Genomic DNA, 23,512 nt, shown 5'->3' on the forward strand with positions numbered 1-23,512 from the left:
CAGCGGCTTGATCTATCTCCCCTGCATCGTTTGAGAGTGTACGCCCAGATACTTTTTCACTTCGGAGGCATCATTACAATAAGAGAAAACGGTTTTCAGGGTGATAGTACCCGCTTTATAAAGTTCGGCCAGGCTTTCATCCATGGTTATCATCCCGTTCTCACGGTTGGTGGCGATGACGTTGTGCAGATTGTGAACCTTGCTCTCCCGGATCATGCTCTTGGCGGCTGGATTGGCGATGAGGACTTCCATTGCGGCAATCCTGCCTTTTCCGCTGGCCCTGGGCACCAGGGTCTGGCAGACTACCGCAATGAGCAGCGAGGCCAGCCGGGCTTCGGCCAAGTGACGCTCTTGAGGCGCGAAGAGATCGATAATCCGCTCTACCGCTTGAGGCGCCGACGGTGCGTGGCTGGTTGATAAAACCAGGTGTCCCGTCTCGGCAACAGACAGAGCGGCGGCGGCGGTTTCGGGGTCGCGTATCTCGCCAAGCATAATAACGTCGGGATTTTGTCTCAATATATGCTTCAACGCAGATGGATAAGAATTGGTGTCTTCACCAAGCTGTCTCTGGGTGATGGCGCATTTAACCCGCTGGTGAACATATTCGATCGGGTCCTCAATGGTAATGATGTGGTGTCCGCCCGTTTGATTCAGGTGCTGGATCATTGCGGCCAGGGTGGTGCTCTTGCCGCTGCCTGTGGGGCCGGTGACCAGCAGGAGTCCGCGTGGCTGAACCACAAGGTCTTTCAATATCTGGGGTAATTCAAGCCCGTCTATCGTCGGTACCGCCGGGGGCAACAATCTGACTGCCAGGCTAATACCGTGCATTTGCCTGGCGACATTGCAGCGCAAACGCCCATAATCATCGAGCGTGCAGGCAAAATCGAGCTCTTTATGCTGCAGGAATTTTTGGCGTTGTTCCTCGTCGGTAAGTTGGGTCAGCGCCACGTCGATGTCATGGGCGGTCATATTGGTGGTCCCAAGCTCTTGCAACTCGCCGTTTACCCGGATTAAGGGTGGGCTGTCAATGACGAGGTGAAGGTCAGAGGCCTTCAAGTCCGAGGAGATGCGCAGCAGCTCCATGACATCCATATTTCCAGTGTAGTCCCAGTCTGGTAATAAATTCAAGGGGTTTTTGGGAAATATTTTTACCGTATGGTTATCATTTACATTAGGTATCGGACCTGTCACGCTCGCCATTTAATTCCCTCCCAAAGAGATCAGCCATTGTTTAGATAGTAGGGTCGGGAAGGGGCAGGGCTCAATACGTAAAAACCCTTAATTATTTGATACTCTGCCCTGATTATCGGTATTAAATGGCGGTCTGATACTTAGATACGCATACAATCAATTGCCCGTCCGGCCGCCCGATGATATAATCCCGTGAATATGGAACTATCTAAACAAGAAGTCCTTCACATTGCCCGGCTGGCGCGCCTCGGCATCGATGATGCTGAAGTGGACCGTCTGCGGGGACAGCTGTCGGATATTTTGGGGCACTTCACGGTGCTTTCTCACGTAAATACGGAAAATGTGCCTCCTACCGCTCATACTATTGCTCAAAGCAATGTCCTGGGTTACGATAAGCCCACGCCCTGCCTTGCGACAGACCAGGTGCTTTCGAATGCTCCCGAGCGTGAGGGAGATTATTTCCGCATCCGGGCTGTCCTCGAATAATAATCAGCCATGATCGACGTAAAATCCCTGACCGTGATCGAAGCCGGTAAGCTGCTGAAGGCCAAAGAAGTGTCTTCGGTAGAACTTACGCGCGCCTATCTCGACCGTATCGACGCGGTAGACCCGAAAATCCAGGCTCTCATGACCTTGACCGATGAGCTGGCCCTGGCACAGGCTAAAGAGGCTGATGCGAGAATCGCCGGGGGTGACGTTGAGGCGCTGACCGGTGTTCCCATTGTTTTCAAAGACGTGCTGTGCACCAAAGGCATTCGCACGACCTGTTCTTCCAAAATGCTTGAGAATTTCATCCCGCCTTATGACGCTGCTGTGGTCGAACGTCTTCGCTCACGCGGAGTGGTGATTGTCGGCAAAGCCAACATGGACGAGTTTGCCATGGGATCCTCGACGGAAAACTCGGCCTATTTCACCACCCGCAATCCATGGGATATCTCCCGGGTACCCGGAGGCTCGTCAGGCGGGTCCGCCGCCGCTGTTGCCGCGGGGTTAGCGCCGGCAGCCCTCGGGTCGGACACCGGCGGGAGTATCCGTCAACCGGCGGCATTTTGCTCGGTCGTCGGATTGAAGCCCACTTACGGGCTTGTTTCTCGTTTTGGCCTGATAGCCTTCGCTTCATCCCTTGATCAGATCGGTCCCTTTACCCGGGACGTCGCGGATAACGCACTGGTGCTGAATGCCATTGCCGGCTACGATCCGCGGGACTCGACGTCGGTACCCCAACCGGAAACGGATTATTACGGGTGCCTCGGTGGCAGTGTCAAGGGCATGAAAATCGGCGTACCCAAAGAATATTTTGCCCAGGGGGTCACCCTGCAGGTCAAGGCAGCCGTTGATACCGCGCTCAGGGTTTACGAGGACCTGGGGTGTGAAATCGAGGAATGCTCGCTGCCGACCACAGACGCGGCGCTGGCAGTTTACTATATCATCGCCCCTTCGGAAGCCTCGGCCAATCTTGCCCGATACGACGGGGTCAAATACGGCTACTCTTTCAAGGACACCGACAGCATGTGGCAGGCGATGGAGAAGACCCGCGCCATCGGTTTCGGGCCGGAGGTCAAACGCCGGATCATGCTGGGCACCTACGCTTTATCAGCCGGATACTACGATGCGTGGTATGTAAAAGCTCAAAAGGTCAGGACGGTGATACGCCGCGAGTTCGACGCCGCTTTTGAAAGATACGACGCCCTGGTTACGCCGACGGCGCCGACGGTGCCGTTCAAGATCGGCGAGAAAGCCGCTGACCCGTTTTCGATGTATCTGTCCGATATCTGTACCATCCCGGTCAACATCGCGGGTCTTCCCGGTATTTCGATCCAGGGCGGTTTTGCTGAAGGTCTTCCGATAGGACTCCAAATCATCGGTAAACCTTTCGCTGAAAAAACTATCCTGAAGCTTGGTCACGCGTTTCAACAGGTCACTGAGTGGCATAAACGCCTGCCAAACATTTAACCGTTCTTAGATGATAAGTTAAAGTCTCTGCCGGTCGGGCAGTGCACATCTGATTAACGGATCAGTTCCCGTCATACAGGCCTTTTGCCTTATTCTGCTGCACGATCCGGTAGAATTCGCCGCTGACATCGACGCCCTTCTCCCTCAAGACCCGCTCCGTCATTTCTACGGCATGAGACAGGTCGAGGAATTCGTGGAGCCATTTACCGTAGTCTTCTGGTGATTTTTTGTAGGCTGCCGAGAACTCATTGTATTCCTCGGTGATCTTGTTGAACTGGTGCGACGGGGTGAACTCGCCCCGCACTCTTGGGAATTTAAAGATAGCCTTGACCGCCCCGAAATGCCTCTGGAAGATGTATTTGTCGACATACCAGAAGACCGAAGCCAGGATGAGCTGGTTAAGCAGGAAAGCAGGGAAGGTGGGAATCGAGAATTTGTCGACCAGGATTACCTGCAGGATCGCGCCCGCGATTCCTGACAACAGTATCCATCTTCCGAAGACATACACGAACCATTCCTTGGAAAACATAGGCCCTTCCTTTCTTGCCTAAAATAAAAACCGCCTGAGCAACAAGCCCAGGCGGTCGGCAGATCCGTGGCTCGCGCTCCGTGTGGTGAACTCCACTTCCGCCAGTCGCGCGAACTTTCAAATTTACTTCTAACAATATACGTGCGGACGGGGTACGTGTCAATGTTTTGCCCCCCCGCTTTGACACAACTACTTTCATCAGCCACAATGGAAATGTGACTATGAAGTGGGAAAAATGTTCCACTGAGCTTTCCGACATCCTGGCCGGTGCAACCGCTGGATCACCGGCCCAAAAACGGATGATGTTCGGTTGCCCGGCCTACTTTATTAACGGCAACATGGTCACCGGCGTCCACCAGTCGAATATCATCTTACGGCTGAATGAGGATGATCGCCGCTCGATTCTCGAAGAATTCGACGAAGCCGCCCCTTTCGAACCGTTTCCCGGACGTCCGATGAAGGAGTATATCGCTTTGCCTGCGGCGGTGTATGACGACTCCGCTCTACTCAAGTCGTGGCTTTCCAGGTCTTTCCGCTACGGCGCGTCCTTGCCTCCTAAACAACCTAAACAGAAGAAGAATAAGGAGAAATAGATGGCTCGCGTTACAGTTCCCGGGGTGAACAAAGGCAATGTGATGCTTTTTGCCTTATCGACCTGCGTTTGGTGTGGCAAGACCAAGAAATTACTGGATGAGATGGGGGTAGCCTATACTTACGAATACGTCGATTTGCTTGCGGGCAAAGACAGGGACGCGGCGGTTAAAGAAATCATGGTTTGGAATCCCGCCTGTTCATTCCCGACTCTGGTCCTAAATAACGAGAAATGCATAGTAGGCTTCAAAGAAGATGAAATCCGGCAGGCACTCGCGTGAGTGGCGCCGCTCCCGATTCCGCTGGCATCGATAGGCTATACGCCAAGCTTAACGCCGAAGCCGAAAAATCGGGCTATCACCTCAATCCGGATATCGAGTTTACACGCTCGCTGGTTGAAGGGCTTTTAACCAATATGTGCCGTTATGGTTACATGGCCTGCCCTTGCCGGCTTGCTTCCGGTGTCCGCGCCCAGGATCTTGACATAATCTGCCCCTGTGACTACAGGGATCCAGATTTGAGCGAATTTGGAGCCTGTTACTGCGCTCTATACGTTAATACCGCAATTCTTCAGGGTAAACAAGAGTTGAAACCGGTACCTGAAAGGCGAGGTCGGAAAATGGTCGAGAAGAATCAGGAATCTATGTCAACCGGAGGTGTGACCATAAAATTGTCCCAGCCGGTATGGCGCTGCAAGGTTTGCGGCTACCTGTGCGGCCGCGGCGAACCGCCTGAGATCTGCCCCATCTGCAAGGCTACCAAAGACCGCTTCGAGCGCTTCGTTTAACGTGCTGGTTCTCCTCTGATTAAAAGATAGGGATTGAGGATTTTCTTAAACCTATCCAAAATACCTTGCCGGCGTTAGATATGGCATGAAATACTTAAATCGCGTCGTCCTCGCATGTGGTCTAATCGCTGTGCTGTCCCTGGTGCTTATCCCCGGGTGTAACCCGGTACCAGGCGGCCTTCAGGGTGAACTTAACACTGCCCGCGCCAAATGGCAAAAGGCGAACATCGACGATTATTCATTCCGTCTGAGGGTTGGCTGCTTTTGCCCGCCCGAAATCGTCCTCCCGGTCATCATCAAGGTTGAGAATGGTATCGCTATCAGCAAGGGATACACCCAGGAACCGAAGGAAGTCGCCACGCCCTACTTCGACCGCGTCGAAACCGTCGACAAGCTCTTCGGCATTATCCAGGACGCTATCGATACCGGCGCCGATAGTTTGATTGTCGAATACGACGCCGCCTACGGGTACCCCAAATCGATCCAGATCGACCCTATCAAGGAAGCCATCGATGAAGAGGTGGCATATTTTATCGAACTATTTACCCCCGTGAGATGACGCCCGGTTTCCTCGAATGATAAGATATTTTGGTTTGTTCGAAGGAATGGATGGCGGACAAGATGACGGGCGTATCTTCTATCGAATCTCGGATCGAAGCCTTAAAGCCGGATATCACTCTCAAAAACCAGAAGCGATTGCGCCTGGACATGGTGCTGCGAGTCGCCCGCAGGCTGGACCCTCTTTCGATGGGTTGCGAGGCATGTGTCGGCCACTTGCCGGTGATCGACCGCCTCGTCGACGGCATCAAGGACGTTGAACAGTGGCAAATACCTGAATGGAAAGCCTATTACCGGCAACTGGATGGCATCATCAAACACCTGAAGACCGCCCACCACCTTGCGGAAGAGGGTGAACACCTGGCTTTGTGGACCGCTATAGGTCTTGTTCTGGGTACCGGGATCGGCAGCGTGTTTGGAAGCGCCGTTCTCGGCCTTGTCCTTGGGATAGCCTTCGGTGTCGCGGTAGGGGGAATGCTGGATGCCATCGCCCACAAGCAAAGGCGCGTTATCTAGTTATCTTTCCTTTTCTATCACCGCTTCAGTATTTTCTTTACCTCGTTCTATTAACTGCGTATAATTGACGGCACACTTGCCAACGGGGGTTAGCTATGCTGAAGAATGAAATCCTCAAGATACTGGAATCGGACGCTCGCACTACCCCCGAAGCCATCTCACGGATGACCGGCGGTTCGTTAGATGAGATCACCCGGATAATCAAGGGAGCTGAGGCCGACCGCACAATCGTCCGTTATAAGACTGTCGTCAACTGGGAGAAGGTTTCCAATGAACGCGTCGAAGCTATAATTGAAGTTAAAGTAACTCCGCAGCGGGACACTGGTTTTGATGCCATTGCCCGGCGCGTCTACAATTTTCCGGAAGCCCGTACCGTTTACCTTATGTCGGGCACTTATGACCTGGCGGTTCTGGTCACCGGCAAGACAATGCACCAGGTCGCCGATTTTGTCTCCCAGAAATTGTCTCAGATCGATGGCGTCCAGGGAACCACCACTCACTTCATGCTCAAACGCTACAAGGAAGATGGCGAGGTTCTGGCCGGGACAGAACAAATCAACCGGCAGCAAGTTGTACTTTAGGGCGTTGAATCCATGCCAGTCGAAACAAGTTTAAACCGTTCAATGACCTCGAAGGCCGTTAAGGCCATAAAGCCGTCCGGCATACGGAAGTTTTTCGATTTACTGGCCGGGATGGATGGAGCGATTTCACTCGGCGTCGGCGAACCGGACTATATTACCCCGTGGCATATCCGCGAGGCCGCCATTTACGCCCTCGAGCACGGCCGGACGATGTACACCTCCAACGCCGGAACACCCGAACTGCGGCAGGAGATCGCCCGCTATCTGAGTAGGGTTCATGGTCTGGAATACAACCCTCTTGGTGAAATCGTCGTTACCGTGGGCGTTTCGGAGGCGCTCGACCTCGCGGCCAGGGCTATATTGGACCCGGGTGATGAGGTAATTATCCCTGACCCAAGCTATGTCTCATACCCGTCCTGCATCACCCTTGCGGGCGGCATCCCGGTGCCGGTTCCGACCTGGGAAGCTGAATCTTTCGAACTCAATCCGAAAGATGTCGCCAAGGCGATAACCCCCAGGACAAGAGCAATTTTACTGGGTTACCCCGCTAATCCCACCGGCGCGGTGATGCCGTATGACAAGCTGGCTGAATTGGCTATCGTAGCGGAGCGGCATAACCTTATTGTCCTGTCAGATGAAATTTACAATCGCTTGACCTACGGCGTGACCGTTCCTTCATTCGCCAGCCTGCCAGGCATGAAAGAACGTACCGTCGTGCTCAATGGAGTATCCAAGGCATATTCGATGACAGGTTGGCGGATTGGCTACGCCGCGGGCCCTAAAGAAATCATCGCCGGCATGACCAAGATACACCAGTACACCATGCTCTGTGCTTCCTCGATGGGCCAGGCTGCCGCCATCGAAGCCTTGAAAAATGGAGAGCCCGATATTCAGGCCATGGTCGAAGACTATAATCACCGGCGGCAGGTGATGGTTTCGGGCTTCAATTCGCTGGGTTTAAGTTGTTTCGATCCCCGTGGTGCTTTTTACGCTTTCCCCTCGATAAAATCGACGGGGTTGTCCTCGGACGAATTTGCGGAGCGCCTTCTCAAGGACGAAAAAGTCGCTGTCGTTCCAGGCACCGCCTTCGGTCAGCAGGGAGAGGGCTACCTCAGATGTTGCTACGCAACGTCATTACCCCAGATTGAGGAGTCTCTGGAACGCATCAAGCGCTTCTTAAGCCGTTTATAGCGCTCAGATTCAGCCGGTCGACCCTCTCCTACAGTCCAAGAAGCTTTCCTGTTTTTATCTTTCTTTGTATGTTCACGCCTGGGGAAAACTCTGAGGCGAGTTTAACCGGCTCGATTGTTTCTTCGAGGACCACATATTTTTTTAACCAAAAAGAACCGGCTGCCACCGCAGCCGGTTCTTTTTGGAGGGGGGAGATTGATGCCTGAAACTTGGCAATGATTATAGGCGCGTCGTGTCTAATTGTCAAGACATCTTTGGACAAAATAGATAAAAAATCTAAATTAAGGTAATTATTGATCTACAGATAAGGACTTCCCCAACGACAATCCGGCAGGGTCACCAGCCTTATTCCGGACGAACTCCAGGATCGTTCGTTCAAATTTCTCGATCATCTCGGCGCTCAAGCCCAATTTCAGGAATCCGGCCCTGATACCGGCAGCGGAACCCAGGCTGCCCATCCGTCGGCCGAAGATCGAAAACATCTTCTCTACTTCACCGATGACAGTGTTGTCGGTCGCGGGCAGGTCCCTGACCAGGGAAGTGAGGTCGGGAGCCATCGAAGCAATGCCGGCAAATTCCTTTTCGCCGAGAGCATCTTTCGCCCTCTTGAGAATCAGTCCCGCTCCTCCCCTCGCCTGGGCTTCCGTAACCCCCAATTTTTGGGTTAACATGTCAACCAATTCCATCCTAAAAACCTCAAAGCAGCGTTCGCAGCCAAGTCACACCGTATATTCCGGGGAGAAATGACGTGATGTGACTCTAACCGAATTCTATCTGCCGCGCGGGCATGAATCAAATACGGCCAGAATTTGGCGCAGTTGCGATTACCCGGAATGATTGACAACCGATGAAGTGAATAAGCTGCTGTATCAGGATCGCACGTTCAATTCACGATGAAATCGATCTTCAGCACACGTCGACGGATCTTTCAAAGCCGAGCAGTTCCCAAGTCAAAAGGTTTTCAACCATCCTCTTGACTTTGGCGATCTCTGCCTTTGAAAGATGATAGGTATGCTTGATAGTCTTCAAAACATCTTTTAATTTTCGGTTTTTGCTGTCTTCAAACAGTTCCACTGCTTGTTGGGCGACGATTTCGAACACGAGACTTTACCATTCCAATCTTTAATTATTTATTCAGCGGAAAAGCCTACTCCTTACTTCTAATAATTTCAATTGTACTAACGGCTTAATTCTTACAAAAACAACTTGTTGCCCCATCCGCCGGCAAGGACTAGAATCGATTCAGGACAATAAAGGAGACAGACATGGAAGCAAAAAAAGCGCCGGCCATGGTCAAGAAAATGTTCGAGACCGGAAAAATCACTCTGGTCGATCCCGACACCAAGTATCGATATTCATTAACGGCCAAATGCCCCGATGACGGCGAATACGCCGACGTGGCACGCTTTGATAAGGCAGGCAACACATTAAGCCGGGTTGTTTTTAAATGCGTCCAATGCGAAGAGGAATTCGAGGTGCGCCAAGACCAGATGATGGTCATTTGACGCTGATATCCTGGAATTACTATCCCGGAAGTATGTTGACCCCTGGCGCCGGGATATAAATCAAACCGGTTCTTACCGAAATGATCTCCGCCATATTTTGTCGTTCAACCTGTGAATGCTGATAACAACCCCTGGAAAGCACCGTTTCATTTGGTGTGCCAGAATCAATTCGGCATCAAAAAAACCGGCAACACCATAGTTCCATTGCAAACGCCCGCTGCCGGATTGTCCCGATTACAATATCATGTTGCCATGTCTCGCCTTCACAAGGTGTAACAATCAGGTATTTGAGCCATTCGGAATCAAGCATTCCCAGGAATTTCTGTGTTTCGCAGCTAAAGGGGTAATATAAGGTTATAGGAGGTCTGTCATGCAGGAATCTATTGAGACGACCCAGGAAAATCTCGGCGTGTCCCGCCGATATTTTGTTAAAGGGGCGGGTATCATCGCCGGCGGTTTTGCGGTAGGCTCGATGGCGTTAGCCCAGGCCTGCACCTCGAATAGTCCGACGACCACACCGCCCGGGACGACCACCCCTCCGCCAACGACAACCACTCCTCCCGTGGTCGAGACCTTTTTGTTTTTCAATGCGGTCGAAGCAGCCACTGTCAAGGCTGCTTTCGGCAGGCTTCTTCCTGGTTCGGCTTCTGACCCGGGAGCCGTGGAGGCCGGAGCGCACATTTACGTTGATAGGGCTTTGAACGGCGCCTACGCCAATTTGGGGATGGCATATCACCGTGGCCTCACCGCCATGAATGCGTATTCACAAAGTAAATTCACCAAGAATTTTGGAGACCTTACCACTACCCAGCAGGATAGCGTGTTGACCGATATGCAAGGAGGCACCGCCACTGGATTCTATGCCCCCGGCTCGGGGGAATTTTTCAGCCTGCTGCTCAAGCATATGACCGAGGGCACGTTTTGCGACCCGCTCTACGGCGGCAACCAGAACCTGGTCGGTTGGAAGATGATCGGCTACCCGGGTTCTCAGGCGGCCTACACCGATGCCGAAATGGCGATCGGTTTTGACCAGGCGTCAAAAAAGATTTTGACGCTGGCTGATATTGAAAGCATAGTCATGCCGCTGCCGAGTTCCGGATTTTAACGAGGAGAATAGATAATGCCTACGTTGCCTAAGGTTAATGTGGTGATAATCGGGCTTGGCGCAGCGGGTTGCATCATGGCCAAAGAACTTTCGACCGCCGGGTTAAAAGTTGTTGGTCTTGAATGGGGACCTCTTCGCCGGACTCAGGATTTCCAATGGGATCATGATGAACTCAAATACGAACAGCGTCAGTACCTGTTAAAACCGATCATCGATGAGCAGCCCATGACCTACCGGCCGAATGCTCAAACGGCGGCTGTAAATTCCGGCGTGCCGTGGACCATTTCATCTGGAGTCGGCGGCGGTTCGATCCACTACGGGACCTGGAACTGGCGGGCGCTGCCGCACCATTTCCGTCTCAGGAGCGATATTACCGCAAAATATGGGGCCAATGCCCTGCCGCCGGGCACGAATGTCGTAGATTGGCCGATCACCTATAACGATCTCGCCCCTTATTACGACAAGGTCGACACTGAACTAGGGATTTCCGGGAAAGCCGGCAATATCAACGGCGCTGTTCAAAGTGGCGGCAATCCTTTTGAGGGTGCCAGGTCGAAAGATTTTCCGCTGCCGCCGTTGATTCAGACCACCGGTTCCCGCATTTTTGCCCAGGCGGCTACCGCCCTTTCTTACAAGCCTTTCCCCACGCCTTCGGCGATCATTTCCCAACCCTATGACGGGCGTCCGGGATGTGACTATTGCGGGTTCTGCTCGGCTTACGGCTGCCACATTGGAGCCAAATCCAGCACCATGGTCAGCGTCTATCCCAAAGCGGTGGCCAGCGGCAATTTCGAGGCAAGGACAGGTTGCCGTGTAGTCCGGATCAATAAGAGCGGAGGACGGGCGACCAGCGTCACCTACCTCGATCAGGCCGGTGTGGAGCAGGAACAACCAGCCGGGCTTATCATCGTCTCCAACTACACCTGGGGCGCGGTCAGGCTCCTGCTCCTTTCCGGCATCAACGCCAACGGATTGGTCGGCAAATACCTGATGAGCCACCAGTACCAGATCGTTAATGGGATTTTCGACACCATTATCACCAACCCCAGCGAAGGTCAGACCGGCGCCAACGCCACCATCGACGAGTTCAACGGTGATAATTTCGATCACACAGGGTTGGGCTTCATAGAAGGCGCCTCGATAACTTCCATCGGCGGCAACACCCACGCGATTTCAGGTACCTCTTCTTTAGCGCCCGGCAATTTCAAGCAGGTTGCCGCCAACCAGAACTGGGGACAGCCGCGGAAGGATTTCATCAAGCAGTACTTCAAAAGAACCCTGGGTTTGATTGCCCAGACACCGACCCTCCCTTATGAGAACAACGTCATCGATCTCGATCCAACGGTTAAAGATTCAATCGGGCTTCCGGTAGTCAGAGTAACGTATAGCGGTTCGGATAATGAAAAAGCCATCGGCAATTACCTACAGCCCAAGATGGCGGCCATTTTAAAACAGGCCGGCGCCTCTTCAACCGTCAATGGCCCGCTCTTGATCCCTCCCTGGAACAACCATGAAGTAGGCCCGTGCCGCATGGGCTCCGATCCCACCAAATCGGTAGTCAATGAGCACCTGCAGTCGTGGGAGTTGCCGAATATGTTTATCGTCAGCGGCGCGGTGTTTCCGACCTATTTCGGTTACAATCCCACGCATACCATCGAGGCTTTGGCTTACTGGGCTGCCGCTAACATCAAGTCTCAGGCCCAAACCGGTGGAAATCTGGTGCAGTATTTATGATCAGTTATATTGAATAAGCCGCAGACTGGAGTAATTGAATGAACAAGTTCGCACTGTTTTTGCTGGTCGCCTCGGTGGCGTTCCTCGGATTTGGTTGTGGTTCGTCACCATCGACGTCTCCCGGGACTACCACGGGTTCCGGCAATACCTTCCAGTCCCTGGCTAATCAAGGAAAGGTAGTGTATTCAAACAAATGCGTCAGCTGCCACGCCGCAAACGGCCAGGGTACCGGAGTCGGCCCGGCTGTCTGGGGAGCCAATTACCAGCCCGGAATATACAACGGAAGTACCTTGTTCGCCCCCAACGGCCAGGCGATGCTTAATTTCATATCGTCCTCGATGCCGCTTAATTCTCCGGGTTCCCTGTCGCATTCGGATGCGGTCAACGTTTTGTGCTATCTGCTGGTGCAGGATAACCAGGTGACCCCCTCGGCGGCTTTCGATGAGAGCCAGTTGATCAACCTCGCGCTTAAATAGTCTTGAAGAGTTCATGAGACTTCCGGACATATTATTCCGACGCATGCTGTTGTCCGCATGGTAAAAACGACTGAAACGACTCATTGACCTCGTTGCGGGTTCTGTACGGTGCGCATTTTGTGCGCGAAAACAAAGGAAACAATTCCCCCCGCGGCGGAAACGGAATAATACCAGTAATCCAATAATACCAATTATCCAATACTACCAATCCCCCTCTCCACCTGGATTCCTGCCTTTCCCGACTCATACGGGGTGAGCGCGGGAATGACAAAATGTTGGATCCCGGTTCCTTCGCTTCCTCGACTGTCGTGCGGGGCAGGCCCCGACTCCGCTCGGAGCACGCGCGTAGGACAATCTGGCTGAGCCGAAAAGGAATAGTCCTTCCGCCTGCGCGTAGGGAAAAAGCTGAGCCTTTTTTGTTTTTCGGTTTTCCCCGAAAAGATTTTATTGCGAAACGAATCCCCGAAAATCAGCTTTGGCGCAATCGTAAGATTCGATTTGAAAAAGGAACCATAACGAACCCTAATCAAATCGCCGGCAGCCGAGATCGCAATCCTGGAAAAGTATGGGAATGACAAAGAGGGCGCGCCGGTTTGATCCGTATCAGGCATCGATGACCGATAGGTTCCGATCAACAACCCGGCTTCCTGATTGTACAGGTGTGCTAATTTATCCATGCGGGTATTATAGCACGGGTGTTTCTGGAAGTGTCAAGCGCCTCGTGTCGTTTTTGGTGCAATTTTTTTTACCGTCGGCTTGGAAATGAAGAACCTGCACTACGGGTAACCCGATCATAATCAACGCTCCTGGAGGAAACTGCTGAGGCAATTCAATTTGATAAGAGCTTCCGTGTCGGTTAGACTAACTACTCCGGGCTTGGTTCGATCAGTTGACAGTGCTTAATTATAAGGAAAGACATGGAATACGAAATCGCCGTTACACTCCTGGCTATTACCCCCGATGCCGAATCTCTGACCGAACAGGCGGGCAGGCTGTGTTATGCCAGCGGCGACAAGCTGGGAACCAAGGAAGGGTGGCTTCAGGCCCGGATCAAGCAGGGTCATGAAAGCCTGATCGAACACGCCTCGGCGACCTTTTATATCAAGGCGTCCCGCGCCCTGACCCACGAACTCGTACGCCACCGCATCGCTTCCTACTCCCAGCGCAGCCAGCGCTATGTCAAGGAATCGGTAGCAGATTACATAACGCCACCGGAAGCGGCCGGCGACGATGTTATCGCCAGAGTTTATAAAGAATCCATGGAAGCTTCATGGAAGGCTTACGGCGAACTTCTCCAGGCGGGGGTGAAACCGGAGATCGCCCGCTACGTTCTGCCCAATGCCTGTTCGACGGAGATCATCTGCACCTGGAATTTCCGGGAGATCCGGCACATTATCAGGCTGCGCACGGGACCGGCCGCTCTGCCTGAGATGCGGGCGGTGGTCGCCAAAATAAGAGAAATCATGCGTGAGAAAGCCCCGGGAGTCTTCGGAGACATGTAGGCCGCCGGGTTCGTCAGACCTCACTGAATTCTAATAAATCAAGAGCCAGGGCTTAAGCCCTGGCTCTTTCGATGCTCCCGGTGTTCGAAACAATTAGGGTTTAACGACGAACCAGACGCCACCCACCCCGTTGCCCACCGTATCGCCAGATGCTTTGTCATAGATGCTCAGATACAGGGGATATCCTTTGTACGTAATCTGCCTTACGCCGCTATCCCTGGTGAAGATGCCAAAATCGGCAGGGCTGAGCCCGGCTCCGACGGTAAGGGTCGGCACAAAAAACACCGGCCAGGCGGTTATCGTTTCATCCGGCAGGTTGCTGAAGTTCGGCCGGTCGCTGGTGGTGTAATAGAGGGCGAAGCCTCGGCTGTCGACAAGGTAATTGCCGACGCTCGTCTTGACCGCGACATTGACGGAAAAGGCGTAAGTGACCGGGGGTTGCGTGGTGGTCACGGGGGGAGTGGTTACCGGAGGGGTCGTTGCCGGGGCAGTCGACGTTGGCGGCGCCGTGGTAGTCGCGGGAGGGGTGGTGACAGTGCCGGATGTCGTCGCCGGAGCCGTGGTGGCTGGCGGCGTGGTGTTATTCGAAGCGGGCGATGTGGTCGCGGCATTCGATCCGCACCCGGCGATGGTCAAGAGCGTTATTAATGAAGCCATGGGAATCGCGAGCCTGAGATGAACAGGTCTGTTTTTCACTTTTATACCTCTGCTGTTTTTTGCGTTTAAGCTTACTTAATGAATTATCGCAGCAGAAACAAGTTTGCGGTATCAGTATGCCTACGCATTTATCGGGATACATGCCCTTAATATTTGTTGCCCTTAAGTATTTTTACCCCAACACCATCTCAACAGGCAGGCCGGGCGCTAATCTGAAGTCCTTAGGGCATCTTTTAAAGGCTGGAGGCGAAAAAATGGTACGTAATTGGATTAGGTACTTTCCCCGCCGAAATTACGTAGAACCCCTAATACCCCTCAGATGATGTTAGGACTATTATAAAACGTAATGGCGAAAAGCCGTTTTCTTGGTATTATGGATATATCGGGCAAAAATATTCGGGGAAGGAAGAACAGCAAATGGTTATCGAACAGAATCCGGGTTCCACATCGAAACGGGTAAGGCACTCCCAAACCATCGGCAAAGGGTATGTCACCCGCCGCACGTTTACAAAAATGACCGCTGCCAGCGCGGCTTTCGTGGCAGCCGCTCTCGCTGTACCTAAAGAAATTCTTGAGGCCAAAGAGCTGACTCCCGAACAGAAGTTGGTCTTCAAAGAAAAGATTACTCTGGCCGACCGTAAAGCCGCGGCTGAAAACCTGGCTAAGCTCAGAGCCAAAGTGGCCGGCGGCGCCAAGAAGATGGCCAAGAAGATGCAAATGGGCGGTGGAATGATCGCGCCGCCCCCGGTGCTGGCCACCGATCCCAACGGTCACATGATCCCTGATTACTTCGGAACGCCCAACTGGGCGTACAGCCCGCCTTTGACCAAATTCATCGATAAGTTGGCAGGTTTGACATCAGGGGCTGCCAATGCACTCGGACAATATATACCCCTAGCCGTCGCTGACAAGACGACATACGCAGGGTCCGACTATTATGAAATTGCCGTCGTCGAATTTGAGGAAAAGCTTCACACCGAATTACCGCCAACAAGGCATCGTGGATACGTTCAGTTATCGACGACAAACGTGCCTGGTCTCCAATTTCCTTTAGTTAACCCGGATGGCACCCCGGTATTGATGCCAGATGGAGTGACTCAGGCCAAGGGTGTAGATAAACCCCATTTCCTGGGGCCTGCAATCCTCGCTTCGGGCGCACCCAAACCCGGAGATCCGGGTACACCTGTACGAATCAAATTTTACAACCTGTTACCCACAGGTCCCAAGGGCAACCTGTTCGTCCCCGTTGACCGCGAAATCATGGGCTCCGGAATGTTCGAAATTGACGACCCCCATAATCCTGGTTTCACTATCATGGGTAATTTCACGGACAACCGCGCCGTCGTTCACAACCATGGCAACAATTCTGTCTGGATTGGAGACGGCGGCCCTCACCAGTGGATTGCTCCTGCCGGAGAAAACCCGGACTATAATCGGGGCGTCGGGGCAATTCCTGTGCCTGACATGTGGTTCGACCCAATCACTCACGCTGCAGTCCCCGCCGGTACGGCTGGAGCCACTAACGACCCCGGTCCCGGCGTTTTTACTATTTATTATTCAAATGCCCAAAGCGCGCGATTAATGTTCTATCACGACCATGCCTGGGGTATCACCCGCCTAAATGTTTACGTGGGCATGGCCGCGGCGTACGTCATCACCGATCAGGTCGAACAGGACTTGATCAACGGCACCAACAACTCGGGAGTCAATCCCGGGCTGTTGAAAGTTCTGCCCGACATCGGAATCCCGCTGGTGATCCAGGACAGGACGTTCGTTGATCCGGCTACTATTGCAATGACGGACCCGACATGGCTCGATTCCACTCAGCTAACATATGGAACCACTCCGGGAACAGCCAAGTTAGGTGACCTGTGGTATCCGCACACTTACATGCCCGCTGAGAATCCTTGGGACCCCAGTGGCGCTGCGGCGTATGGTCGGTGGATGTACGGGCCCTGGTTCTATCCCCCTACAACAGGCCTTAAGCAGGGGACCGTTCCGAATATCTATTATGATCCCGTAAATGCCCCATGGCAGCCTCCAGAGATGCCCGGTACGCCTTATCCTTCCACTCCAGGTGAGGCATTTATGGACACCCAGATGGTCAACGGTACTGTCTTCCCCTACTTGGAAGTCGAGCCCCGGCCTTATCGCTTCCGCATTCTAAATGCGGGAGACGACCGGTCGTTGAACCTTTCATTGTTCGTTGCGACTGGGATTGTGGGAACCATATCGCTGACCGGAGGGGGTTCCGGGTATACCGCCGACCCGATCGTGACCATCGTACCCGGAGCGGGCGATACCACTGGACATGGAGCTCAGGCTATCGCCACTGCAGATGTCGACCCGATGAGCCCGACTTTCGGGCAAATAATAGGAATAGCGATCACCGTCGTAGGTAGTCAATACACCGCAAATCCAGTTGTCACTATCGCTCCTCCGACCGGTGTCGGCGGGACAACGGCTACCGCTACTGCGACCTTTTTTCTGAACAACGCCTCCGGATTTCCTTCCGAAGTCGGTATGATTCCCGTGACTGGGACCAGTTGGCTGCCGCCTTTTGATGTCAGCGGTGTCGCCGATGTGGCAAACGCTGGACCTAGTTGGTGGCATATCGGCACGGAAGGCGGCTTCTCACCGGAACCAGCTGTAGTGCCACCACAACCCCTTACCTGGAACAATAACCCGACGATGTTCAATGCTGGAACCGTGCTGGATATCTCCCTAGCACTTGGTACTGCAGAACGGGCTGATGTCATCGTTGATTTCACGGCATTTGCCGGGAAAACAATAATTCTTTACAATGACGGACCTGCCGCCTGGCCGGCCCCGGATCCCCGGTATGACTACTACACCAACTGCCAGGACCAGACCAGCACCGGCGGTTACGGGGTAGTGCCCCCCGGCAAAGGCCCCAACACCAGGACGATCATGCAGTTCAGGGTTGGAAATACGGTTGCCGCTCCCAATCCCGATGTAACTCTTGCCAACTTAAAATCGGTGTGGGCGCAGACCGTGACCAACGGAGTCGTCACCAAGAAGGGCGTCTTCGCCACCTGCCAGGACCCGATCATCGTCCCTCAACCCTTCTACAACTCAGCCTACGGCAAAACCGGTCAAGGGACCGATACGTTCCCCACTGCGGCAGATCAGATGTTTATCCAGGTAAATAAGATCTCGCACACTTTCCAGCCGATCGATGCCGCTGGAAATCTTCAGCCCGCCGTTACTCTACCGTTGCAGCCGAAAGCAGCTCATGATGAAATGGGCGGCGTGTATGATAAATACGGGCGGATGAACGGCATGTTGGGTCTCGAACTGCCGGCGACTACTTCCCAGATCGCCCAATTCATTCCTTATGGTTTCTCGTCGCCGCCGGTGGACCTGTATCATGGATCCCTGCGAAGCCAACTGATTGGATCTCTCGGGGACGGCACTCAGATCTGGAACATCAGCCAGAACGGCGTCGACACCCATACCATACATTTCCATCTGTTTAATGCTCAACTCATCAACAGGGTGGGATGGGATGGCATGGCATGATGCCCATGACTCCTGTACATCCGATTGAATATGGTTGGAAGGAAACATTCAGGGTTAATCCGCTCGAACAGATCTTTATCGCTTTGAGGCCAATCAAACACACCACCGCAGAGGTTCCGTTCCTTGACCAGATACCCAACAGTGTCCGCCTCATCGATCCTTCGATGCCTGAGGGAGTACCGCTCGAATCCCCGCCGCCGGCCGGCTGGTTCGATCCTAACGGCGTAGCCATAACCAGTATTCCGAACCATGTCGTGAACTTCGGTTGGGAGTACATGTACCACTGTCACATCCTGGCACACGAAGAGAACGACATGATGCATGCCATGGCTTACGTTGTGCCACCGAGCACTCCGACGGGTTTGACGATAGCTCAAAAAGGCAGTTCGTTAATTATTTCCTGGACGGATGTCGGCGCCAGGACCAGCGGGTTCACTCTGCAACGCGCTGACGATACGGGTTTTACCACAGGTTTAGTTTCGTGGGACATTGTCGGGAAAACAAACACGAGTTTTGTCGACAACACTGCCAGGAGGAATAGAACGTATTTTTACCGTGTCTGTGCCAATAACGCTGTCGGTGATGTCGACACCCCAGGCTTCCCGGTCATAACCCAGTCTTCGCCTTTCATCACAGCCCAATATGGTGGTGGAGGCGCTTTCGCGGCTCCCAGCACATTCACGATAGTGACTCCGGCAGTCGCATCGGGCAGGAATTTCCGAGTTACGTTGAACTGGACGGCCAATACCGCTAATGTTACCAGTTTTACTATTCAACGAGCTACAAATGCGGGATTCACTACAGGACTCCAGACCACTAACAATATCCCGGCCTCAAGCACTACATTCTCCCAGCTTGTCCCTGCCGGCACCTACTTCTATCAAATTCGCGCAGTTAATGGCAATCAGAACTCTGCATGGGTTCAATCAACCCCGGCCAGCATTACCGCTCCATAGATGAGGGTATAGGAAATGAAAAATACAAAAGATTTGGGGGAAAAATAAAATGAGCCATACATCTTCGATGAAGAGAACCTTCAATCTATGGGCGATACCCGCTGCGATACTTTTGGCAGCTACGGCGATATTTGCGTTGGCTTTTCCGGCCAATGCCCAGGCGGTGGGCACATACACCATCGCCGGAACAGGCGTTAATGCCAACATCGACTCGGCTGTTGACGCCACCGGGGTAACCCACGTTGTTTATGAGCGCGGAGGGAGCATCTACTACAATCCGGGCACAACCTCCGCGACAGAAGAAGTGGTTGATACTCCACCTGCAACTGTGACAGATAGCCATCCGGCGATTGCCATCGGACCTGATGGACTGCCCCAGGTGGTCTTTGCCGCAACTGATGGCCAATACTATACCAAGCGCAGCGCCCCGGCCGGCACCGCCGGTACCTGGTCTGCGCTCGTCTTGATCGGAGGCCCTCCGATGGCCGGCTATCCCGATATCGCGGTTAATAGCGCCAACGCTCCGACCGTAGTTTTTGCAGACGCAGATCCAGTTACTACATTAGCCGACGTTTCGATCGCGACCGGACCCAATCAAGGGACCGGAACCTTCGATGTTACCACGTTAATATGGAGCGGTTTTTCCGACGCTACCGGTGGATCTTTGTTTTCGAACCCGCACATCGCGGTTGATTCGGCTGGAGCTTATCACGTTATCGCCAATCATGAGTCAGTTACTGCCGCCGGTGTCCATAGTTTCAGCGTCATTTACGACACTAACGCCGGCGCAGCGGGTAACAGCCTTGAATCCCTCGCAAGAGCCAGCGCGGCTAACCTGAGCCAGAATCCCATCACCGCCGCTCCGACTCTTGGAGTCATGGTTGGATACGACCAGGCTGGCAGCGCCTATACTGCCACGCTCGGAGCTACCTGGTCGGAGGCAGTTTTGGGTGCCTTCACCCAGGTAAGTATGACCTCTGACGCTAACATGGTGGCAGTGGTTTATGTTAATGGTACCAGCGTTACATACGCTTTAAGCGGAGGAGGTGGTGTATTCAGTACCGGCACCCTGGTGGCAGCCGGTTCAAACCCATCGGCGACTTTGATGCCGACAGGTACAACTCCAAATCTTTCCGTCTATTACCTGGTGGCTGCCGGTGCCAATACTAGTGTCATGTTGAACGTAGTGGCCTATCCCACTGTTCCTCCGATGGTCACGACCCAACCGGTCAGCCAATCTATTGTCTATGGAGCAAATGCTATATTCACCGCCGCGGCTAACGGTTTGCCGGCTCCGACGGTCCAATGGCAGATGAGCATGGACAACGGTGTCACCTGGATGAATATCATGGGCGCTACAACGCCTACTCTCACCTTGACCAAGCCTTCAGTGACCAATGCCATGATGCCGATGCAGGTGAGAGCAGCATTCTCTAACGGCACTACCGTCAACTCTGCGGTCGCCACCCTGACAGTCACCGCCAGGCCGATCACTGTAACCGCCGCGGCTGCGACAAAGGTCTATGGAGCCGCCGATCCGGCTCTCACCTACACCATCACCGTCGGTTCTTTAGCAGCAGGTGATACATTATCGGGCTCACTGGCTCGCGCTGCCGGCGAAAATGTCGGAACTTACCCGATCAACAGGGGCACGCTTGCTAATACGAACTATGCGATAACCTACTTCGGGGCAAGTTTCACGATCACCGGCGCACCTATCACCGTTACCGCTGACGCCAAGGCTAAATTCTATGGTGACGTGGATCCTGCTTTGACATATCAGATTACGGCAGGAGCCCTTGTTGGCACTGACACTTTAACAGGGGCTTTAACACGAGCGGCTGGTGAGACAGTTGGAGTCTACGCGATTTCGCAAGGAACACTAGCAAATACCAACTATACGATAACCTTTGTGGGTGCGAATTTCACGGTCAACAAAGCGACTCCAGTCATCACCTGGGCTTCTCCAGGAAGTGTTCTCCTGGGCACGGTGTTGAGTGCTTCGCAGTTGAATGCAACTGCAACCTCCCCCTATGCCCCGTTTGCGGCGATTCCCGGTACGTTTAACTATAATCCTTCGGCAGGGACCGCTCTGAACGTTGGAGGAAGTCAGTTCCTAAGCTTGGTTTTCTTGCCAACAGATACAACGAATTACGTGTCACCTGTTAATGCTACTGTTACCATCAACGTTACTAACAATAAAATCACTCCTGTTATAGTATGGGCTAATCCGGCCGACATCGCCTATGGTACTCAGTTGGGATCTGGACAACTTAACGCAACTGCGAACGAACCCCCGGTTCCGCCCTCTGTTAACCCAGGCGCTCCCGTTGCTGGAACATTCACTTACGTTCCAGCTTTGGGTACGGTTTTGGGCGTCGGGCAGAGTCAAACATTGCAGGTGACCTTTACTCCCACCGACACTGCAACCTATAACGGAGCTGTAGGCACCGTAACAATCAACGTCACCAAAGCCACCCTCACCCCAACCGTGATAGCTCCTAACAAGGTCTATGATGGTACTAACTCTTCCACCTTCACTAACGGCACACCGACCGGTGTTGTCGGCACGGACGTAGTCACTATCAGCGGTGGTACTGCTACTTTCGCCGACGCCAACGTAGGAACGGGTAAAACAGTCACCGTCACCGGTCTTGTCCTGGGAGGCGCGAATGCCGGCAACTACCAGCTTTCTGCTGCCCCGGTTACCGCCACCGCCAACATTACCGCCAAACCCCTGAACGTAACCGGTATCACGGCGGCCAACAAGGTTTATGACCGCACTACCGCAGCAACAGTCAGCGGTACGGCCGCGCTCCTTGCCGCCGAGGCTACCGGAACCGGCACAGCCACCGACGGCAAGCCGTATACGGGCGATACTGTCTCAGTCAGCGGAACCGCGGCTGGAGCTTTTGCTACGGCAACCGCTGGAACAGCCAAGGTTGTGAATATCACCGGCTTGACCCTTGGCGGAACCAGCGCCGGCAACTACAGCCTGACCGCGGCAACGACGACCGCCAACATCACTCAGAAAACGCTGACAATTACCGGTGCATTCACCGCCAACAACAAGACCTACGATGGTTCTGCATCGGCGACCATTGGCACCAATACCTTGAACCTGACCGGCATCATAAACCCGGATGTGGTGACCCTGAACGCAGTCGCTGCTTTCGCTGATGCCACTGTCGGGACGGGAAAGGTTGTGTCCCTGACCGGATCGACTCTTACCGGCGCTGATGCTGCCAACTACTCGATCCTGTTCGACGGCGCCACTCCCACGGCGACCGCGGATATCGCTGCGGCTCCCGCCGGCGGTGGCGGTGGTGGCGGTGGCGGCGGTTTCGGCTCCCAGCTCATCGGCATCAACCTGGCCGGAACCTCGCCCTTCATGGACGGCAACGGCAAGTCCCTGACCGCCGGGGCCATAAGCACCACCGATGGCAAACTGACTCTCAATATCCCCGTCGGCGTCTTCATCTGGAACGCCGCCGGCGCCGCCCAACCCTTCCTATCGGCGCAGACCCCGGCTTCTGTTCCGGGCGCGCCTGCTCAGGGCAAGATCGTCTCTTCCTTTGAAATGGGCACTACCGGCGTGACTTTCAATCCCGGCATCAACATGGTGTTCAAGTACACCGTTGCGGACATCGCAGGACTCACAGAGAGCGGTTTGTACATCGCCTGGTGGGATGGCACTGCCTGGGTGAAACTGACCAGCACCGTCGACACGGCTGCCAAGACGGTGACCGCGACCATCACCCACTTCACCACCTTTGCCCTGATCGGTCTGCAGGCGCCTCCGACCACGACCCCGCCGCCTACGACCGTGCCGCCGACGACTAATCCGCCGACCACTAACCCTCCGACGACCAATCCGCCGACGACGACATTGCCGACGACCTCCCAGACGACCAATCCGCCGACAACTCAACCTGGTGGCGGAACCAACTGGCTGCTCATCGGCCTGGTTGTCGCCGCTGCCCTGATCCTCGCCATAGTCCTCTTCGTAGGCAGCAGGTCGAAGAAAACACCGTAAATTCCCCATAGGATGAACGAAGGACAGAGCGCGAAAGCGCTCTGTCCTTTTTATGTGCCGAGTACCAAAAATCCGCAAGGTTGTTTACAATATCCTAAGAT

The 23,512-nt window shown here is 53.8% G+C and carries 24 protein-coding genes and 1 riboswitch; of the genes, 18 read left to right on the plus strand and 6 right to left on the minus strand.

All coding sequences use genetic code 11. The features are described from left to right. Nucleotides 1–12: 12 nt before the first annotated feature. Nucleotides 13–1,200 (minus strand): type IV pilus twitching motility protein PilT, encoded by a 1,188-nt coding sequence (locus Dform_RS01905; protein WP_225973713.1) that lies wholly within the window; start codon nt 1,198–1,200, stop codon nt 13–15. 189 nt (nt 1,201–1,389) lie between these two features. On the opposite strand from Dform_RS01905, the gene gatC reads away from it, so the two are divergent. After that, the gene (gene gatC / locus Dform_RS01910; RefSeq protein ID WP_076003527.1) at nt 1,390–1,677 is read left to right on the plus strand and encodes an Asp-tRNA(Asn)/Glu-tRNA(Gln) amidotransferase subunit GatC; all 288 of its coding nucleotides are present in this window, start codon (nt 1,390–1,392) and stop codon (nt 1,675–1,677) included. Between the two features lie 9 nt (nt 1,678–1,686). Further along, nucleotides 1,687–3,144 (plus strand): Asp-tRNA(Asn)/Glu-tRNA(Gln) amidotransferase subunit GatA, encoded by a 1,458-nt coding sequence (gatA, locus tag Dform_RS01915; RefSeq protein WP_076003528.1) that lies wholly within the window; start codon nt 1,687–1,689, stop codon nt 3,142–3,144. 61 nt (nt 3,145–3,205) lie between these two features. Here gatA and Dform_RS01920 read toward each other — a convergent pair whose 3' ends face one another. Further along, nucleotides 3,206–3,673: a hypothetical protein gene (locus Dform_RS01920; protein WP_076003529.1), complete on the minus strand. Its 468-nt coding sequence runs from the start codon at nt 3,671–3,673 to the stop codon at nt 3,206–3,208. 38 nt (nt 3,674–3,711) lie between these two features. Then, a riboswitch (ZMP/ZTP riboswitch) is annotated at nt 3,712–3,792 on the minus strand. A gap of 102 nt (nt 3,793–3,894) precedes the next feature. Here Dform_RS01920 and Dform_RS01925 point away from each other — a divergent pair. The 7 genes from Dform_RS01925 (at nt 3,895) to Dform_RS01955 (ending at nt 7,897) form a co-directional block, all read left to right on the plus strand. Further along, a complete protein-coding gene (locus Dform_RS01925) occupies nt 3,895–4,266 on the plus strand; it encodes a TfoX/Sxy family protein (protein ID WP_076003530.1) in 372 nt (123 codons plus the stop codon). Further along, entirely contained in the window at nt 4,267–4,545 is a 279-nt protein-coding gene (locus Dform_RS01930) for a glutaredoxin family protein (RefSeq protein WP_076003531.1), read from the plus strand. Continuing rightward, nucleotides 4,542–5,051 (plus strand): ferredoxin-thioredoxin reductase catalytic domain-containing protein, encoded by a 510-nt coding sequence (locus tag Dform_RS01935; RefSeq protein ID WP_076003532.1) that lies wholly within the window; start codon nt 4,542–4,544, stop codon nt 5,049–5,051. Before Dform_RS01930 ends, Dform_RS01935 begins: the two co-directional genes overlap by 4 nt. An 85-nt stretch (nt 5,052–5,136) precedes the next feature. After that, nucleotides 5,137–5,610, plus strand: a complete 474-nt coding sequence (locus tag Dform_RS01940) for a DUF6174 domain-containing protein (protein ID WP_076003533.1) — start codon at nt 5,137–5,139, stop codon at nt 5,608–5,610. Between the two features lie 50 nt (nt 5,611–5,660). After that, nucleotides 5,661–6,125 (plus strand): hypothetical protein, encoded by a 465-nt coding sequence (locus tag Dform_RS01945; RefSeq protein ID WP_076003534.1) that lies wholly within the window; start codon nt 5,661–5,663, stop codon nt 6,123–6,125. A gap of 95 nt (nt 6,126–6,220) precedes the next feature. Then, nucleotides 6,221–6,706, plus strand: coding sequence for an Lrp/AsnC family transcriptional regulator (locus Dform_RS01950; RefSeq protein ID WP_076003535.1), 486 nt, complete (start codon nt 6,221–6,223; stop codon nt 6,704–6,706). Nucleotides 6,707–6,718: 12 nt separating this feature from the next. Beyond that, nucleotides 6,719–7,897: an aminotransferase class I/II-fold pyridoxal phosphate-dependent enzyme gene (locus Dform_RS01955; protein ID WP_076003536.1), complete on the plus strand. Its 1,179-nt coding sequence runs from the start codon at nt 6,719–6,721 to the stop codon at nt 7,895–7,897. Nucleotides 7,898–8,187: 290 nt separating this feature from the next. Here the strand turns inward: Dform_RS01955 and Dform_RS01960 are convergent, their stop codons facing one another. Both Dform_RS01960 and Dform_RS01965 read right to left on the minus strand, forming a co-directional pair. Further along, nucleotides 8,188–8,583, minus strand: coding sequence for a DUF2780 domain-containing protein (locus tag Dform_RS01960; protein WP_076003537.1), 396 nt, complete (start codon nt 8,581–8,583; stop codon nt 8,188–8,190). 220 nt (nt 8,584–8,803) lie between these two features. Then, nucleotides 8,804–8,998 carry a hypothetical protein gene (locus tag Dform_RS01965; RefSeq protein WP_076003538.1) on the minus strand — a complete coding sequence of 65 codons (195 nt, stop codon included), beginning with the start codon at nt 8,996–8,998 and terminating at the stop codon, nt 8,804–8,806. Nucleotides 8,999–9,162: 164 nt separating this feature from the next. On the opposite strand from Dform_RS01965, the gene Dform_RS01970 reads away from it, so the two are divergent. The 4 genes from Dform_RS01970 to Dform_RS01985 all read left to right on the plus strand — a co-directional run bounded on the left by Dform_RS01970 (nt 9,163) and on the right by Dform_RS01985 (nt 12,717). Further along, nucleotides 9,163–9,402 (plus strand): hypothetical protein, encoded by a 240-nt coding sequence (locus Dform_RS01970; RefSeq protein ID WP_076003539.1) that lies wholly within the window; start codon nt 9,163–9,165, stop codon nt 9,400–9,402. Between the two features lie 370 nt (nt 9,403–9,772). Beyond that, nucleotides 9,773–10,507 carry a gluconate 2-dehydrogenase subunit 3 family protein gene (locus Dform_RS01975; RefSeq protein WP_076003540.1) on the plus strand — a complete coding sequence of 245 codons (735 nt, stop codon included), beginning with the start codon at nt 9,773–9,775 and terminating at the stop codon, nt 10,505–10,507. Nucleotides 10,508–10,522: 15 nt separating this feature from the next. After that, complete coding sequence (locus Dform_RS01980; RefSeq protein WP_076003541.1) at nt 10,523–12,241, plus strand: GMC family oxidoreductase; 1,719 nt, start codon at nt 10,523–10,525, stop codon at nt 12,239–12,241. A 38-nt stretch (nt 12,242–12,279) separates the two neighbouring features. Beyond that, nucleotides 12,280–12,717 carry a c-type cytochrome gene (locus Dform_RS01985; protein WP_076003542.1) on the plus strand — a complete coding sequence of 146 codons (438 nt, stop codon included), beginning with the start codon at nt 12,280–12,282 and terminating at the stop codon, nt 12,715–12,717. Nucleotides 12,718–12,908: 191 nt separating this feature from the next. On the opposite strand, the gene Dform_RS01990 is transcribed toward Dform_RS01985, so the two are convergent. After that, nucleotides 12,909–13,394, minus strand: a complete 486-nt coding sequence (locus tag Dform_RS01990; protein ID WP_145925504.1) for a hypothetical protein — start codon at nt 13,392–13,394, stop codon at nt 12,909–12,911. 240 nt (nt 13,395–13,634) lie between these two features. Between Dform_RS01990 and thyX the strand changes: the two genes are divergently transcribed. Further along, the gene (thyX, locus tag Dform_RS01995; protein ID WP_076003544.1) at nt 13,635–14,219 is read left to right on the plus strand and encodes an FAD-dependent thymidylate synthase; all 585 of its coding nucleotides are present in this window, start codon (nt 13,635–13,637) and stop codon (nt 14,217–14,219) included. 93 nt (nt 14,220–14,312) lie between these two features. Here the strand turns inward: thyX and Dform_RS11165 are convergent, their stop codons facing one another. Next, nucleotides 14,313–14,672 carry a COG4315 family predicted lipoprotein gene (locus Dform_RS11165; RefSeq protein ID WP_076003545.1) on the minus strand — a complete coding sequence of 120 codons (360 nt, stop codon included), beginning with the start codon at nt 14,670–14,672 and terminating at the stop codon, nt 14,313–14,315. Here Dform_RS11165 and Dform_RS11170 point away from each other — a divergent pair. From Dform_RS11170 to Dform_RS02020, 4 genes are all read left to right on the plus strand, one after another. Beyond that, nucleotides 14,665–14,898 carry a hypothetical protein gene (locus Dform_RS11170; RefSeq protein WP_145925505.1) on the plus strand — a complete coding sequence of 78 codons (234 nt, stop codon included), beginning with the start codon at nt 14,665–14,667 and terminating at the stop codon, nt 14,896–14,898. The genes Dform_RS11165 and Dform_RS11170 overlap by 8 nt on opposite strands. A 395-nt stretch (nt 14,899–15,293) precedes the next feature. Continuing rightward, the gene (locus Dform_RS02010) at nt 15,294–18,419 is read left to right on the plus strand and encodes a cupredoxin domain-containing protein (RefSeq protein WP_076003547.1); all 3,126 of its coding nucleotides are present in this window, start codon (nt 15,294–15,296) and stop codon (nt 18,417–18,419) included. Continuing rightward, entirely contained in the window at nt 18,416–19,375 is a 960-nt protein-coding gene (locus Dform_RS02015) for a fibronectin type III domain-containing protein (RefSeq protein ID WP_076003548.1), read from the plus strand. Before Dform_RS02010 ends, Dform_RS02015 begins: the two co-directional genes overlap by 4 nt. A gap of 49 nt (nt 19,376–19,424) precedes the next feature. After that, nucleotides 19,425–23,411: a beta strand repeat-containing protein gene (locus tag Dform_RS02020; RefSeq protein ID WP_145925507.1), complete on the plus strand. Its 3,987-nt coding sequence runs from the start codon at nt 19,425–19,427 to the stop codon at nt 23,409–23,411. Nucleotides 23,412–23,512: the final 101 nt, after the last annotated feature.

It is taken from the genome of Dehalogenimonas formicexedens, assembly GCF_001953175.1.
GTDB classification, from domain to species: Bacteria; Chloroflexota; Dehalococcoidia; order Dehalococcoidales; family Dehalococcoidaceae; genus Dehalogenimonas; species Dehalogenimonas formicexedens.

Coding starts and splice junctions, on each gene's coding strand:
- Dform_RS01920 (WP_076003529.1), bottom strand. CDS start 3,673: ATGTTTTCCAAGGAATGGTTCGTGTATGTCTTCGGAAGATGGATACTG.
- Dform_RS01945 (WP_076003534.1), top strand. CDS start 5,661: ATGGCGGACAAGATGACGGGCGTATCTTCTATCGAATCTCGGATCGAA.
- Dform_RS01905 (WP_225973713.1), bottom strand. CDS start 1,200: ATGGCGAGCGTGACAGGTCCGATACCTAATGTAAATGATAACCATACG.
- Dform_RS01970 (WP_076003539.1), top strand. CDS start 9,163: ATGGAAGCAAAAAAAGCGCCGGCCATGGTCAAGAAAATGTTCGAGACC.
- Dform_RS01955 (WP_076003536.1), top strand. CDS start 6,719: ATGCCAGTCGAAACAAGTTTAAACCGTTCAATGACCTCGAAGGCCGTT.
- Dform_RS01925 (WP_076003530.1), top strand. CDS start 3,895: ATGAAGTGGGAAAAATGTTCCACTGAGCTTTCCGACATCCTGGCCGGT.
- Dform_RS01950 (WP_076003535.1), top strand. CDS start 6,221: ATGCTGAAGAATGAAATCCTCAAGATACTGGAATCGGACGCTCGCACT.
- gatA (WP_076003528.1), top strand. CDS start 1,687: ATGATCGACGTAAAATCCCTGACCGTGATCGAAGCCGGTAAGCTGCTG.
- Dform_RS02010 (WP_076003547.1), top strand. CDS start 15,294: ATGGTTATCGAACAGAATCCGGGTTCCACATCGAAACGGGTAAGGCAC.
- gatC (WP_076003527.1), top strand. CDS start 1,390: ATGGAACTATCTAAACAAGAAGTCCTTCACATTGCCCGGCTGGCGCGC.
- thyX (WP_076003544.1), top strand. CDS start 13,635: ATGGAATACGAAATCGCCGTTACACTCCTGGCTATTACCCCCGATGCC.
- Dform_RS01975 (WP_076003540.1), top strand. CDS start 9,773: ATGCAGGAATCTATTGAGACGACCCAGGAAAATCTCGGCGTGTCCCGC.
- Dform_RS01940 (WP_076003533.1), top strand. CDS start 5,137: ATGAAATACTTAAATCGCGTCGTCCTCGCATGTGGTCTAATCGCTGTG.
- Dform_RS01980 (WP_076003541.1), top strand. CDS start 10,523: ATGCCTACGTTGCCTAAGGTTAATGTGGTGATAATCGGGCTTGGCGCA.
- Dform_RS01960 (WP_076003537.1), bottom strand. CDS start 8,583: ATGGAATTGGTTGACATGTTAACCCAAAAATTGGGGGTTACGGAAGCC.
- Dform_RS02015 (WP_076003548.1), top strand. CDS start 18,416: ATGATGCCCATGACTCCTGTACATCCGATTGAATATGGTTGGAAGGAA.
- Dform_RS01990 (WP_145925504.1), bottom strand. CDS start 13,394: ATGGATAAATTAGCACACCTGTACAATCAGGAAGCCGGGTTGTTGATC.
- Dform_RS01985 (WP_076003542.1), top strand. CDS start 12,280: ATGAACAAGTTCGCACTGTTTTTGCTGGTCGCCTCGGTGGCGTTCCTC.
- Dform_RS02020 (WP_145925507.1), top strand. CDS start 19,425: ATGAGCCATACATCTTCGATGAAGAGAACCTTCAATCTATGGGCGATA.
- Dform_RS01930 (WP_076003531.1), top strand. CDS start 4,267: ATGGCTCGCGTTACAGTTCCCGGGGTGAACAAAGGCAATGTGATGCTT.